Genomic DNA, 16158 nt, shown 5'->3' with positions numbered 1-16158 from the left:
CAAAAAAAAGACACAGAATTTTCTAAAAAAAATATAACAGATAAGCATGGAAAAATTGGAACTGTTATGAAAACAGTCCCAAATATTATTAAAACGTGGACAATACCATCATCAATATATTCAAGACTGTTCGATCTTAATTTCGAGATACTAAAAACAATCAGGTTTTAAGATGCGGATTATCCAGCGGCAACTCCTTGTCTAAATGTGCATCAAAAATATCCGTCAACATACTGTCATAACGTTTGGCGTTGTATTGTACAAGTGACTCTGCTTCAGCAGTGGTAATGAAACCTGTCTCAATCGCATCAGCAATATGTTCCTCAAAGGTCAAACCACTAAACTGATCTTTCGATTCTGCCTTTTTAAACTTATTCCACAACGGTTGTAGTGGTAATAATGCCTGAAAAGTAGATTCCATACGCCCCATCACATCGTTAGCATCGGTGTTGTAATAAACATGTTGCTTCAACTGATCTCGGAATGCATGTTCTTGCATGATTAGCTGAGCCACCTCTTGCTTCAACTGATCCGATGGTGCTGCAATTGGACGTCCAAATGGGAAGCACAGCAATTTGACTAGACACGCAGCAAGCTTCATTGGGAAATTATCATAGAAGCCAAAGAACGCTTCTTGCACTTGATATAAAGCTTTATTGAGGGCCAATTCTGCATGTTTCTGTTCGGCCTCAGTTCTTTGACCATGCTCATAGTATTTCAAAATTGCCGTAGCAATAAATAAGTTGGAATGGATATCAGCCAACCGACCAGACAGCATTTCTTTACGTTTTAAATCACCTGCTAAAATTCCAAGTGCCATATCCGCAGTCAATGCAAAATCAGCGCTAAAACGGTTGATTTTGCTGTAATACGCTTTGGAAAAATCGTCTGCTTGTTGAGAGCCTTTATCCGAACCACCAGTAATCGAATATGCTGCTGCTCTCGCCGCTCGATTAAAGGTATAAGCCAAATGTTTAAATAGTAAAGGAGAAAAAGTTTTGAAAGCAGATGCCTTATCTTCCGATTGCAATAACTGTAATTCTTCGAATAAATAAGGGTGACAACGCATTGAGCCTTGACCAAAAATCATCAATGAGCGGGTCAGAATATTGGCCCCTTCTACGGTAATCGCCACAGGAATGGATTGATAAGTCAGCGCAAGAAAGTTACGTGGCCCTAATTGAATCGCTCGCCCACCCACCACGTCCATACCGTGATTGACCACTTTACGCATGGTTTCAGTAGCATAGTATTTGGCCATTGCAGTCATCACCGCAGGCGTTCCACCTTGGTTTAAACCACAAGTCACTAGATAACGAAATGATTCCAACATATAGGCATCGCTGGCGATATCACTGGTCGCCTCTTGTACGCCTTCAAAATGCCCAACCGAGATTTTGAATTGTTGGCGAACACTGGCAAATGCACCGACCAACAGATAGCTCATTTCTCCTCCGGCAGTTGCCAAAGCAGGCAGTGAAATACCGCGCCCCACGCCTAGGCACTCCATCAGCATACGCCAACCTTTACCTGCATTTTGCTGCCCACCAATAATCCAGTCCAATGGAATAAAGACATCACTACCCTCAACCGTACCATTCATAAACGGTGCGCCCGGATTATGTCGAGGGCCGATCTGAATACCTTCATGGTCAGCAGGAATCAGGGCACAGGTAATGCCATATTCCACTTTGCTTTTATCACCAAGCAAGCCTTCTGGATCATAGAGCTTAAACGCCAAACCAATCACGGTCGCAATCGGTGCGAGCGTAATCCAACGCTTGGAGAAATTCATTTTTAGACCTAGAACTTCTTGGCCTTGGTACTGCCCATAACAAACCACACCCGTATCAGGAATTGCCCCTGCATCTGACCCAGCTTCAGGGCTGGTCAAACCAAAACAAGGCACTTCTGTCCCTTTTGCCAATCCGGGTAAATAGCGTTGCTTTTGCTCTTCGGTACCATAGTGCAGCAGTAACTCACCTGGCCCAAGCGAATTTGGTACCATACAACTGACGGCAGCAGTTAAGGAACGAGACGCAATTTTGCTCATAATTCGACTTTGTGCAAACGGGGTAAATTGCTTACCACCGAATGATTTAGGAATGATCAAACCTAAAAAGCCGTTATCTTTAATAAACTGCCAAACCTCTGGCGGTAGGTCTTTTTCTTGATGATGAATCTGCCATTCATCTAACATGGAACAGAGCTGTTGTACTTCATGATCTAAAAATGCCTGTTCTTCTGCGGATAAAGTTGGATAAGGATATTGATCAAACTTTTCCCAATCAGGCGCCCCCATAAATAGTTCTTTTTCCCACCAGCTAGTCCCTGCTTCCAAGGCTTCTCTTTCGGTGATACTCATACTCGGCATTGCTTTTGAGAGAATATTAAACGCAGGTCGACTCACCAAAGCATCACGTAAAGGTGCAATCAAAACAATTACACTTGCGAGAATAATCGGGATGCCCAGTAACAGACTCCACGGTGTGATCAACACACTACACAGAATGGCGGCGACAATGGAAACAAGACAGCCAACAATTCGATTGGCTTCAAAATAAAAAACAGCCCATACCACAACTAACTGAATCAATAGGCCAAGCAATATCAATAATACAATCATATTTGCTCCGTTATCTCAGATTGGGATGAAGATGAAATAAGAAAGATCTAAATTAATTTATGATGAACGTCTTTCTCTAATAAAATGGCTATTTTTTATTCTACATATCGAAGCGCTATTTGCTTGATTAACTACTAAAATTTACACAAAGGCATTCAGATGATACTGAAAAATAAAAATCATGAGCTGAATAGAATACCGCTCTAAAAAATTGGAATCCTTCCCCTCAAAAATCCAAAAATAAAATCATCAATCACGATTTTTTTTCATGTTATAAAGCAAAAAAATAATAATCCAAGCAGTAACTTTCGAATTTAATAAATAAATTGCAGCTGTCCAAATGCCATTCAAATTGAATATGAATAGCTGCAATGATTGATAATGCCACTCGATTTAAGATGAAGAATTCATCCCACCACCCAATGCAGCCACCAATTGCGCTGAATTTTTGAGATGCAATTGCTGTAATTCCAATAAACGTTCTTCTGCACTCAAACGCAGATTCTGTGCAGTCGCGACTTCTAGATAACTGACCAAACCAGCTTGATAACGCTGCTTGGCAACCCGTTCATTTTCAATCGACAGCTTAAGCAGTTGCTGTTGCGCTACGATCTGCTGCTGGAAATGACCTGTTTGTAGCAAACCATCCTCCACCTCTTTCCAGCCTGTTAAAACTGACTGCTTATAAGCTGCAAGCTTTTCATCGTAATTGGCTTGCGCCTGTTGAATATCAGCCTGTCGTTTCCCCCCATCAAACAATGTGCCTAAGACTTTTGCCCCCATTGACCATGCGGTATTAGGTGATTGCAATAAGGTATGAAAGACCTGACTATTCGCACTGCTATCCAAGCTGATGGTCAAATCAGGTAACCAAGCCGTTTGCGCTAGGCCTAATTGCGCATGTGTGAATGCCAATTCGCGTTCGCTACGAATCACATCGGGACGTTGTGCCAACAGCCGACTTGGAATTTGGGTCGGAATTTGAGGGGTACTAAATTGATAGCGATTTTTATTTAAATTAAAGTCCGCCACATTGCGTCCAACTAAGACCGCCAACACATTTTCTTGCAAATCACGACTACGTTTTAGCTCTAACAGTTGCAACCCGACTTGCTTCAGTTGGGTCTCAGCCTGAATCACATCAGCCCGTGCAATCATGCCTACTTGGTATTGCTGCTGTAAAATACGTACAGATCGTTGATAACTTTGCTGGGTCTGATTTAACACATCCAGTTTGGCGTCGAATAAGCGAATGCTCCAATAGGCCTCTGCTGCGAGCAGTTGCTGACTCAGCTGAATGGCGGCTAAATCTGCAGCTGAAGCTTGTAGGTTGGCCTGTTGACCTTCCACCGCTTTTGCAACTCTCCCCCAAAGATCGGGAATCCAACTCACTGCGACATTGGCACCGAATTGACGACTCTTGCCAGCGTTTTTAGTCTCGGTCTGATTGGCATTGCCGCCCATGCTGATGCTCGGAAGCGCATTGGCCCGTTGCCCATCCAACAGTGCCATAGCATGGCGATACTTGGCTTGGGCCTGTTGGATGCTCAGGTTGTCCTGATCCAATTGCTGTATCAGTTTGGATAAGATCGGATCTTGATACATCTCCCACCATTGCTGCGGTGTCGCTGCTATCTTAGAAGCTTCAATCCACTGCAAATCTACATATTTATACTGCGCTGCACTCTGAATCTCAGGCTGCTGATAGGCTGCAGGCTTAAAGCTACTGGACTGACATGCCGTGAGCAGTGTCATCGCTGTGATACTTATAGAAAGTGTAAAAACTGTTTTTTTCATAGCGACTTCCTATTTATTCCAACGCAAGATATTCAATCGCAGTTTGAAGCGATTCAGGAATTGAGCGAATTTTTCAAATATGAGATACATCACAGGGGTGGTATATAAGGTTAATAATTGACCCAGCGCCAATCCGCCAACAATGGCAATCCCCAGTGGTTGCCGCATTTCCGAGCCCTCTCCCCAACCGAGTGCCAAAGGAACGGCACCCAATAAAGCTGCGGTATTGGTCATTAAAATCGGTCTAAAACGCAATGTTGCCGCAGCGATAATGCTGTCTAAATCGGTGTGACCTTGACGTCGTTGCTGCAAAGTAAAATCAATCAGCAAGATCGCATTTTTCACCACAATCCCAATCAGCAAAAAGATGCCTAACAAGGCAATTAGGCTAAACGGAATCTGAAACAGCCATAAGCTGAGTAAAGCACCCAAAGCTGCTGTCGGAATGGTCGATAAAATGGTAAAAGGGTGCACAATACTTTCATAAGTGATCCCCAAGACAATAAAAATCAGCACGATCACAGCCGCAATCAAAGCAGGTGTACTCAAACCTGCCTGTAGGCTTTCAGTTTCAACATCGCGATCTGTCATCACAAAGATTTCTTTTGGCAGCATGATCTTTGGCAAGACCTGACGAATCGCAGCATCTGCCTGTTCATAGCTATAGCCTTTCTTCACTACATAGCCAACACCCATGGCAGCAAATTGATTACGGCGATAAACCCGATCATTGCTAATGCCATAACTCCACGTAGCAAAATTGCTTAAGGGCACATAGATCCCTTGTTGATTTGGCACTTTCACATCCGCCAAGGCTTCTGGATGTTCGGTAAAACGTTGGTCAACTTCCATCACCACATAGAACTGATCATTGCGATCATAAATTGTGGAAATCTGCCGTTGCGAAAAGGAGTTATTGAGCACACTGGAAATACTTTCAATATCAATGCCCAATCGTTTCGCCGCTTCACGGTCGATGTCTAAAGTGACATGCTGCGCCCCTTCATCACCCTGTGTTTCCACCTCTTCAAATTCAGGCAGTTTACGCATGGCCTCGGCAACTTTGGGTGCCCATTCACGTAATAAGCTCACATTGTCAGATTGTAGTAGCAATAAATATTCTTGGGCATTGCCACTGGAAAAAGGATCATCAAGTTCCAAATCCTGTTCAACATCCGCGGAGAACACTGCCCCCGCCTGCCAAGGTGCATTTTTCTTTAAACGTTCGACCACTTGTTTGGAGCTTAAACCGTCCCGTTCAGCTTTTGGTTTGAGACTGACCATCAAAAATGAGTTGGTCATACCACCACCGCCACCAGAAGTACCCACCACATTCTGTACTGCAGGATCTTTGAGTAAGGCTTGGTTAAATGCGGCAATCTTCGGCTGCATAATCTGAAAAGAAAAGCCATCATCGCCACGAATAAAAGCACCAACTCGCCCCGTGTCTTGTTCAGGCAAAACGCGTTTAGGCAATAAATTGTAGAGATAAACTGAAGCAATAATTGCCGCCAGCCACAGCACCACAATCAGATAAGCATGTTTGAGTACCCAATGAAGAGAGCGAATATAAGATTGGGTCAAGCCCTGAATCAGATCATGGCTATAACGATACAGTCGTGGGGGGTGATTAAGAGATAGAGGTTTTAAACAGCGTGCTGATAAGCTTGGGGTTAAAATCAAGGAAACAAAGACCGATAAAACCACCACAAACACCAATGTTAGCGAAAACTCTCTGAATAAACGTTCAATCACACCGCCCATAAACAAGACTGAGAGAAAAATCACCATCAATGCCAGATTCATGGCAATCAAGGTAAAGCCAACCTCTTGGATGCCTTTTACCGCCGCTTGTGCAGGTGAATCACCTTGTTCGATATAGCGTTCAATATTTTCGAGTACCACAATGGCATCATCCACCACCAAGCCAATTGCCACGATGATCGCCATAATCGACAGGTTATTCAGTGAAAATCCAGCCAAATAAATCAGACTGCATACGCCAATTAAAGTGACCAGCAGTGCCATTGCTGGAATCACAGCACTTTGCAGCCGCCCCAACATCAACACCACAACGATGACCACCAATAACATGGATAAAAACAAGGTATCCCTTGCTTCCTCTAAACTGTTACGGACAATAGTTGAGCCATCCATCACCACAGTCAATTGCGCATCACGCGGCATCAGTTCTCTTAGAACGGGCAATTTGGCTTTAATCAGGTCAATGGTCGCCACGGTATTAGCATTGGGCTGTCGGCTAATCTTTAAAATCACAGCAGGCTGTTCATTGTGAAAACCACTGACATAGCGGTTTTCAACCGAATCACGCACTTCTGCAACATCTTTTAACCGAACAACGCCTTGATCGGTGTGTCGGATGACCAGATCGGCAAAATCTTGGGCGGTCTTTAATTCTGTAGAAAGTGCCACTTGCCAACGTAATTGCTGTTGCTCCACCACGCCCAATGCCTGCACCACATTACTTTTCGCAACAGCCTGTCGTACTTGCTCGAGAGATAGGCCAATTGAAACTAAAGCAGTTGGATTGATGGTGATACGCACGGCAGGCATAGAAGCCCCGTCAATCGACACTTCACCGACACCACTGATCTGGGCCAAATTAGGCTGTAATTGATTAGACGCAATTTCGTATAGCTTTGCCGCTGAAAGTTGTTTTGAGCTAAGTGCCAAATAAAAAATCGGACTTTGACTCGGGTTGATTTTGAAATACTCAGGTGGACTCGGCATGCCCGCAGGTAGCTGCGACATTGCCGCATTGATGGCAGCCTGAACCTCGCGCGCAGCTTCATTAATATCGGTATTTAAGTCAAAGTGTAAAACCACCTGTGTGGAACTTTGATTGCTGGATGAATTAATCGCTTTAACCCCAGACACCCCCATCATGGCACGTTCCAACGGGGTGGCAACGGTTGCAGACATACTTTCTGGACTAGCACCGGGTAGATTGGCACGCACCACAATGGTGGGAATATCCGCTTGTGGCAATGCCGCAACAGGTAGGCGTAAATAGGCCAATATACCAAGTAAAACAATCGCAATCCCCAACAGCACACTGGCTACTGGACGTTGTACAAACACAGACAGCAACGTCATTGCGATGCTCCTGTCTGATCAGAAAGTAGGCTTACATCAGTTTGCTTGACTTGCAGGCGATCAAAAAACAGATACACCACGGGTGTGGTAAATAAGGTGAGCACCTGACTGACCAGTAATCCCCCCACCATCACCAACCCTAATGGCTGACGAAGTTCAGCCCCAGAACCCGAAGCCAGCATCAGCGGGATTGCACCCACTACTGCGGCAAGCGTGGTCATCAGAATTGGACGGAAACGTAGCAAAGCAGCCTGATAAATGGCTTGCTCAGCCGACAAGCCCTGATGACGTTGTGCCGCAAGTGCAAAATCCACCATCATGATGCCGTTTTTCTTGACCAAACCAATCAATAAAATAATCCCGATCAGTGCAATCATGTCCAACGGCTGACCCACCATAAACAAGGCCAGTAATGCGCCAATCGCGGCAGAAGGTAAAGTAGAAAGAATGGTCACAGGATGAATAAAGCTTTCATACAGCATGCCGAGCACAATATACATAGTCACAATCGCAGCAATCACTAACCAAAAGGTATGTTGCTGTGAGTTTTCAAAAGCGGCCGCAGCCCCTTGCAGTTGAACCTGTAGCTCTGGCGGTAACTCAAGACTTTGTTTAACCTGCTCAATCGCATTAATCGCTTCGCCTAAAGACACCCCCTTGGCTAAATTAAAAGAAATCCCAACGGCAGGAAATTGCGACTGTTGCTGTAAAAGAATAGGCGCATGTTTTTCGACAATCGTAGCGACAGAGCTCAATAAAATTGGCTGTCCTTGGTTGTTATGGATATAAGTCTGATTTAAGGCCTCAATGCCTTGGGTGAGTTTTGGATCTAACTCTAAAACAATGCGGTATTGATTGGATTGGGTATATAAAGTTGCAATTTGCCGCTGCGCAAATAGATTCTGCAAAGCCAAACTAATGTCTTCAACACTCAAACCTAAACGTGCTGCCGTATCTCGATTGACCTCGATATAGGCTTGTAAACCCTGCCCTGCATCTTCACTGGTCACTTCTGCAAATGCAGCCTGCTGACGCAAGGCCTGAACCAGTTTAGGCGTCCATTCCTCAACCAATTGATTTTTTGGTGCTGTCACACTGAGCTGATATTGGGTGCGGCTAATTTTGTCTTCTATACTGAGTTCTTGTACGGGTTGCATCCAACCTTTAATGCCATGTACCTGTGCAAAATTTTCATTCAGTCGTGCCATCACTTCCGCAGCAGGTGCACGTTCAGCATGTGGTTTTAAATTCACCAAAATACGTCCATTGCTTAACTTCGGATTATTGGCATCCACACCAATAAAGGAAGATAAGCTAGCTACCGCAGGATCTTTTAAAACCACTTCGGCCAAAGCCTGTTGACGCTCACTCATGGCCTGAAATGAAATCTGGTCAGGTGCTTCAGTCACCACCTGAATCACACCATTGTCCTGTACTGGGAAAAAACCCTTTGGAATCGACCAATACAACAGTCCTGCCAGTAGCACAGTTGCCAACATCACCATCAAGGTCATTAGTTGGTGTCGAAGTACCCATTGCAACAACTTCGCATAATGCTGAATCACACGATCCAGACTCCATCGACTCGGTTGCTCTGCATGCTTCGGTGCATCTTTGAGTAAATAGGCACACATCATTGGAGTTAAAGTCAGTGAAACGAGCAATGAAAGTGCAATCGCAGCTGCCAGTGTCACCGCAAACTCGTGGAATAAGCGTCCGACCACGTCGCCCATGAAAAGCAAGGGAATCAAAACAGCAATCAGTGAAATCGTTAAGGAAATCAGGGTAAAGCCAATTTCTTTTGATCCTTTCAGTGCTGCTTGCAACATGCTTTCACCTGACTCTCGGTGTCGCGCAATATTTTCGAGCATGACAATGGCATCATCCACCACGAAACCTGTGGCGATGGTTAATGCCATTAAAGTCAGGTTATTGACCGAGAAGCCAAGAAAATACATCAGCACAAATGTACCAATAATCGACAGCGGTACCGCAATACTCGGAATCAAGGTCGCAGCAAAGTTACGCAAAAACAGGAAGGTGACCAACACCACCAAACACACGGCGAAAACCAATTCTTTTTGCACATCTTTAATCGAGCTACGAATACTTTCCGTTCGGTCGGTCAGGACGCGAATATGAACATTGTCGGGTAGGTTTTGTTGTAATTCAGGTAGGATTTTTTTGATCTGATCTGCTACCTCAATCACATTGGCATTGGGCTGACGCTGGATGTTCACCAAAATAGCCGACTGGCTATCTGCCCATGCAGCCATATAGCGATCTTCACTGCCCTCAAGCACCTGTGCAACATCTTTTAAGCGAATCGGTGCACCATTGTTCCAACGTAAAATCAGGTTTTCATAATCGGCTATCGAACGCATCTGATCATTGGCATCCAGCATAGTCGATCGAAAAGGCCCATCAAAACTCCCTTTCGGTTGATTGGCATTGGCGGCGGCAATCGCCGAACGCACATCTTCAGCACTGAGCTTAAACGCTGCCAAAGCAGTTGGATTCATCTGCACCCGAATTGCAGGACGTTGCCCGCCTGCAAGACTGACCATCCCCACCCCTGAGAGCTGCGACAGTTTTTGTGCCACTCGGGTATCGACCATGTCATAGACCGTGGTCAGTGGCAAACTGTCAGAACTAATTGCCAAGGTAATCACGGGCACATCGGCAGGATTCACTTTGCGATAGATCGGTGGAGTGGGTAAATCACTGGGCAATTTACTGCTTGCTGTGCTCAATGCAGATTGTACTTCTTGCTCGACAATGCCCAGTTCGGCAGATAACTCAAATTGCAGGGTAATCACCGATGCGCCCACCGAGCTATTTGAAGACATTTGCTTCAAACCTGCAATTTTGCCCATTTCTCGTTCTAAAGGTGAGCTAATGGTTCGCTGTACCGTGTCTGGATTTGCACCTGGCTGAAAGGTGTATATCTGAATAATCGGATAATCGACTTGTGGCAATGCCGACACAGGTAACATGCGCCAAACCAGTAGGCCACTAAAAAACAGTGCCAACATCAATAAAGTGGTGGCGACGGGTCGTAAAATAAAGAATCTGGAAATATTCATGTGCTTATCCAGCTACTGTTTTTGCTGGTAGTGGCTTAGAAACATCATCTTGAATGACTTGTACTTCTTGTCCTTCAGAAAGTCGATCAATGCCCTCTAATACAACACGTTCATTGCCTTGTAAGCCTTCAATGATCTCGGTCTGTCCTTGTGAAACCGCACCTAGCTTTAACATACGAACTTCGGCTTTATCTTCTTTATTGACAATATAAACATACGTGCCTTTTGCCCCATGTTGAATGGCGTCACTCGGCAGATGCACCGCATTTTGCAAGGTCTTGGCATTTAAACGAACATTGACAAATTGATTCGGAAATAGAGCATCATCGAGATTGGCAAACACAGCTTTTACTTTGAGTGTGCCCGTATTCAAATCAATCTGATTATCCAGTGCCTGAACTGAACCTGTGGCCAGTTGTTTTTGTTCAGCACGATCCCAAGCACTGACTTGAATGCTTTGCTTATTTTTTGTGGCTTGGCGGATCGTGTCTAAATAGTTTTCTGCAATCGCAAACTGAATATACACAGGATGGATTTGAGTAATACTCAATAAACCTGTTGCTTCATTGGCTTGGATTAAATTACCCGCATCTTTTAAGCGAAAGCCAACACGACCATCTATCGGCGCATATATTTTGGTATAAGACAGTTGCAACTTTGCCGCATCCACCTGTGCCTGATTGGCTTGCATCTGTCCCTTGAGCTGATTGACTAGGGCTTGTTGTTGGTCGACCTGTTGCTTGGCAATCGAATCTTGCTTAAATAGCAACTGGTAGCGATTCAATTCCGTTTGTGCATTTTGCAACTGCGCTAAATTTTGTTGCTTTGTCCCTTGTGCCTGTGCCAATGCCACATGGAATGGTGTCGGGTCAATTTGTGCCAACAACTGCCCTTTCTGAATATATTGCCCTTCTTGGAAATACAACTTTTGCAGCACCCCTGACACCTGACTTTGTACATTCACGGTATTGGCTGGAACCACTGTACCAATCGCCTTAATTTGTAATTGCAAATCACCACGTTGTACCCCGACCACACGCACAGGCACAGGTTTACTCCATTGGCTAAACGACTCCTGTTTATTGGCTTGGGATTTTTTCCAATAATTCCAACCCCATGTCATGAGCAATAAAAGTACCGTCAATGCAATCAACCATTTGATTTTATTTGATCGAGGATGCTGTTGTGGTTTTAAATCAATCTGTTGTTCACTCATGGCATGCTCTACTTAATCAAACAAAATTCATTAGAAATATGGGAGATGAAGAAAACAAAAAATGTTCCCCTACATTGGTTTAGTCGAACGAAAATCAAAATCAGCTCAATTTTTTCTGTAAAAGTATGTATACAATTTTATTGATATTAATAACAATTATCATTACTATTTGAAAATATTTTTTCCATCCGCCTTTAATTGTGCATCTCCCTGCTCATTTGTGGACTCCTTGCTATGAACCTGAATGTAGAAAAACAGTTATGGTTTAGCCACGTTTATCAATCACAACAAAGCTCGCTGTTGTCTTGGTTTAAGCACAAACTACAGCACCACCATCAATCAGAAGACTTGAGTCAGGAAGTGTTCTATCGTGCCTTAAAAAGTGACTATTGCTTTGAAAAGATTAAAGAACCTCAAGCATGGTTAATGGGCATCGCCAAGCATGTGATTATTGATTATTGGCGGCATCAGCATGTAGAACATTTATACTTAGATGCGCTTGCACAGCTGCCAGAAGAATATTACCCCTCTGCTGAATACGAAGTCTGTATTCGTGAAACGCTTTATCAAGTGCATTTGATGCTGGAAAAGCTACCTGAACGCACTGCACAGGTGTTTTTATTATCGCAATTGGATGGGCTGACCTATCGTGCGATTAGTGAAAAACTGGATATTTCAGAGGCAACAGTCAAAAGAGATATGAAACAGGCTTTCTTGGCCTGCATAAGTCTTTATAATCAGACCGATTAATTGCTGAATTTTCTTTGCTGCTATGTCTCAAGCCCCTAAAATCCCTGATCATGTATTGGACCAAGCCGCAGATTGGCTGGTGCTATTACATTCAGGTGAAATGACTAAGTTACAGCAGCAACAATTTGAACATTGGCAAGCAGAAAAGCAAGAACATGCTCTCGCCATTCAGCAAATCAATAAATTCACCCATGGCTTAACAAGTTTATCCAACCACTTTCCCTCAGATTCTTTAGTCCAGTCCAAGCAAAAATTTAATCTGACTGCAAAACGAAATATGCTGTTGAGCCTTTCAGGATTGTTGGTTATCGGCTACGGAATGTATTTGTTGCCTTGGGCAAAATGGCAGTCTGATGATCATACTGAGATCGGTGAAATTAAAACTGTTGCACTACAAGATGGTTCAACCTTGATCTTGGCCAGTGACAGTTATATCAACGTGAATTTCTCCGAACAGACTCGACAGATTCAACTGATCGAAGGTGAAATTTATATCCAGACCGCCAAAGATCCGCAACATCGCCCCTTTATGGTGAAGACCAAAGATGGTGCAATTGAGGCCTTGGGTACTCAGTTCACGGTAAGACAAGAGCATCATGATCAAACTCGGGTCAAAGTCTATCAACATGCAGTCGCTTTACAGCCGCAGGATTCTGGGCAACGGCAGATTTTACAGCAAGGTCAACGTGCATATTTCAACAGTCAACAGATCTCTAAACCTTTACCATTGAATAACGAGCAACCCTACTGGACTCAGCACTTATTGGTGGTAGAACAATGGCCACTCGAAAAAGTCATTGGTGAACTATATCGTTATAAAAAAGGCACTTATTTTATCGAGCCAGCATTAAAAGGCCTTCGCGTTTCAGGTGTGTTTTCATTAAAAAATCCTCAACAAAGCTTAGAAACACTGGCCTATACCCATCAACTTGAGCTGAGCTATTACAGTCCATATGTATTAAAAATAAAAAAAAGATAAAAATTTGACCCTTTTTTTGATCTTGTTCGACTTATAGAGAAATACACTCCCAGTCGAGAAGACCACATGAAGGATTATCAGGCGAAAACTACCTTGGCGTTGGCTGTACGCGCCATTTTATGGGGCATGCCACTCAGCGTTATTAGCGTAGCAACAACTTCTGCTTATGCTGCCAATGTTTATCAGATTTCGATTAGCTCGACCACACTCGATCAAGCACTTAAACAGCTCGCGATTCAAACAGGCACCACCATCAGCTATGACTCGACCACACTCTCTAAAATAAAAAGTGCTTCAATAAAAGGAAATTATTCAGTAGAAACTGCTTTAGAGATTTTGCTTAAACCACATGCATTTGAAGCCATCAAAGTTGCCAATGCGGGATATAGCATTCAAGCCAAAGCAACTGTAGCTGCTGTTGAACCGAAAGTGGTTCAATTAGAAGCGATTCACACACGAGCAGATCAAGCTAAAAATAACAACGCTCAGCAAGAAAGCAATTCAACACAGCTTCCAACAATTTCGATCAAAGCTGCCAGCCAAAATATGACAAATGTTGGCAAGCAAGCTCAGAATATTAAAGACGTACCACAATCTGTAACAGTTATGTCTCGTCAGCGTCTTGATGAGCAAGGCCTAAAAACCCTTGATGATGTCATGGTACAAACAACAGGGGTAACACGCGAACAGCTCTGGTTAAATAATAACTATAGTGCACGTGGTCTAAAGATTGAAAATATCCGTTATGACGGCGGCAGTACTTCAAGTCTAGAAGACCGAAGTAACAGTGCTGATATGGCACAATATGACGCAGTTGAGGTATTGCGTGGTGCGGATGGTTTATTCGGTGCTGGTGAAGCTGGCGGTGTGATTAATCTCACCTCTAAACGACCAAAAGCAGAAACCGAAATCAATGGATCAATTTCAGCAGGTAGCTGGAATAATTATCGTGGTGAATTCGATGCAACAGGTTCTTTAACAGAAGATCAAAGTGTTAAGGGACGTTTGGTCACTGTTTTTCAAGATCGAGACTTCTTCTACAAACCAACACAAAGCCGCCGTGAAATGGTCTACGGTGCATTAAGCTTTGACTTATTACCCGAAACAACATTGTTTACGGGTGTGAGTTATCAAAAAGATAAAGTGGATGCTTTTAATGCTAGCTTACCTCGTTGGGAAGATGGCGCAGATCTGCATTTACCGCGTAGTACGACGATGGGAGCACCTTGGGGTTGGATCGAACGTAAAAACACATCCTTCTTCGCCAATCTCCAACATCAAATTAATGATGACTGGAAAACACAACTAAATGTGCGTCACAACATTGGTAATGATGCGATTAACAGCGCTGAAATGGAAGGTGCTGTCAGTTACGACACTCACCAAAGCCAATGGTGGCGCTATCAAGATGATACGCGCTTTAAAGAAACAACAATGGATTTAAACCTACAAGGCAGCTTTAATTTATTTAAACAAAAGCATGATCTGATTTTAGGTATTGATCGTAGTAACAACCAAAAAGATTATCGACTAAATTGGACCTATTATGCTGATGGCGATGCATTTAATCGCGTTGCACCACCAGAATGGGACTACCCTGCGCTCTCTTGGGCAACAGATACGACCAACAAGAATAATAAATCTGCACTTTATGGTTCTTTAAAATTACGCCCTATTGATGATTTAGCCCTCATTCTTGGTGGCCGCTACACCTTTAAAGATGAGTTAACCATCAATAACCACAATAGCAATATTGAAAACACCTATACAGAAGACAAAAAATTTGTTCCTTATTATGGGATTACCTATGATATTTTGCCTTCTACTACAGCCTATGCAAGCTTTGCAGAAATTTATAAAAATCAGCGTAACTATTTAACAGCAGCCGATGGCCCTGGACTCGAACCATTAACAGGGCGAAATATTGAATTTGGTATCAAGCATCAAATTAATGCAAACTTGCTTGCATCCATTGCTTATTTCGATATCAAAAAAGAAAAGGAAAAAGTGTATAACGCCTATACCAGTATTCCAAACAGTAACTCATTATGCTGTTATATCGGTACAGGCTCTATGGAAAGTAAAGGGGTTGATGTCGAACTGAATGGCAATATTAGCCCTGACTGGAATTTATCTGTAGGTTATACCTACAATAAAAATGAGAAAAAGGATAATACTGAAAATCCATATAATAGCTACACCCCTAAAAATCTGTTAAAAATTTGGACAACCTATCAGCTTGATCAAATTGTCGATGGCTTAGAAATAGGTGGAGGTGTAATTGCTCAAAGTAAAAACTATGCAGCAGGATCAGTCAGAGAATTTAATCCAGTGACACAAAAGTTTGATGGTGCTTGGAAAAGTATTGAGCTGGTTCAACCTAATTATGCTATTTGGTCAGCGCGTGTCGCTTATGATATTAATCCGCAATGGAATATCGCACTTAACTTAAACAATATTTTTGACAAAACCTATTACAGCACGATTGGCTACCCAGGTTATGGTAATTTTTATGGCGAACCGCGTAATTTCCTTTTGACTTTAAAAGCAAGTTACTAAAGCTCTATAAATCAATTCACAACCAAAA

The 16158-nt window shown here is 43.2% G+C and carries 8 protein-coding genes; 3 read left to right on the top strand and 5 right to left on the bottom strand.

Annotation, left to right across the window (positions count from 1 at the left end; all coding sequences use genetic code 11):
• Positions 1–160 precede the first annotated feature (160 nt).
• The 5 genes from A7P54_RS10500 to A7P54_RS10480 all read right to left on the bottom strand — a co-directional run bounded on the left by A7P54_RS10500 (position 161) and on the right by A7P54_RS10480 (position 11842).
• Positions 161–2626: an acyl-CoA dehydrogenase gene (locus A7P54_RS10500; protein WP_171549535.1), complete on the bottom strand. Its 2466-nt coding sequence runs from the start codon at positions 2624–2626 to the stop codon at positions 161–163.
• Positions 2627–3019: 393 nt separating this feature from the next.
• Positions 3020–4423 carry an efflux transporter outer membrane subunit gene (locus A7P54_RS10495; protein WP_171549534.1) on the bottom strand — a complete coding sequence of 468 codons (1404 nt, stop codon included), beginning with the start codon at positions 4421–4423 and terminating at the stop codon, positions 3020–3022.
• 9 nt (positions 4424–4432) lie between these two features.
• On the bottom strand, positions 4433–7540 hold the full coding sequence (locus A7P54_RS10490; protein WP_171549533.1) for an efflux RND transporter permease subunit: 3108 nt from the start codon (positions 7538–7540) through the stop codon (positions 4433–4435).
• Entirely contained in the window at positions 7537–10626 is a 3090-nt protein-coding gene (locus A7P54_RS10485) for a multidrug efflux RND transporter permease subunit (protein ID WP_171549532.1), read from the bottom strand. The genes A7P54_RS10490 and A7P54_RS10485 overlap by 4 nt, the downstream gene beginning before the upstream one ends.
• 4 nt (positions 10627–10630) lie before the next feature.
• Positions 10631–11842 carry an efflux RND transporter periplasmic adaptor subunit gene (locus tag A7P54_RS10480; protein ID WP_171549531.1) on the bottom strand — a complete coding sequence of 404 codons (1212 nt, stop codon included), beginning with the start codon at positions 11840–11842 and terminating at the stop codon, positions 10631–10633.
• Between the two features lie 234 nt (positions 11843–12076).
• On the opposite strand from A7P54_RS10480, the gene A7P54_RS10475 reads away from it, so the two are divergent.
• The 3 genes from A7P54_RS10475 (at position 12077) to A7P54_RS10465 (ending at position 16130) form a co-directional block, all read left to right on the top strand.
• Positions 12077–12592: a sigma-70 family RNA polymerase sigma factor gene (locus A7P54_RS10475; protein ID WP_159884587.1), complete on the top strand. Its 516-nt coding sequence runs from the start codon at positions 12077–12079 to the stop codon at positions 12590–12592.
• Between the two features lie 22 nt (positions 12593–12614).
• Positions 12615–13571 carry a FecR family protein gene (locus tag A7P54_RS10470; protein WP_171549530.1) on the top strand — a complete coding sequence of 319 codons (957 nt, stop codon included), beginning with the start codon at positions 12615–12617 and terminating at the stop codon, positions 13569–13571.
• A gap of 66 nt (positions 13572–13637) precedes the next feature.
• Positions 13638–16130, top strand: a complete 2493-nt coding sequence (locus A7P54_RS10465) for a TonB-dependent receptor (protein WP_171549529.1) — start codon at positions 13638–13640, stop codon at positions 16128–16130.
• Positions 16131–16158 lie beyond the last annotated feature (28 nt).

It is taken from the genome of Acinetobacter sp. Ac_3412 (assembly GCF_013072675.1).
Lineage (GTDB): Bacteria > Pseudomonadota > Gammaproteobacteria > Pseudomonadales > Moraxellaceae > Acinetobacter > Acinetobacter higginsii.
The sequence above is the reverse complement of the archived record's forward strand: the minus strand, read 5'-3'. Positions and strand labels throughout refer to the sequence as shown.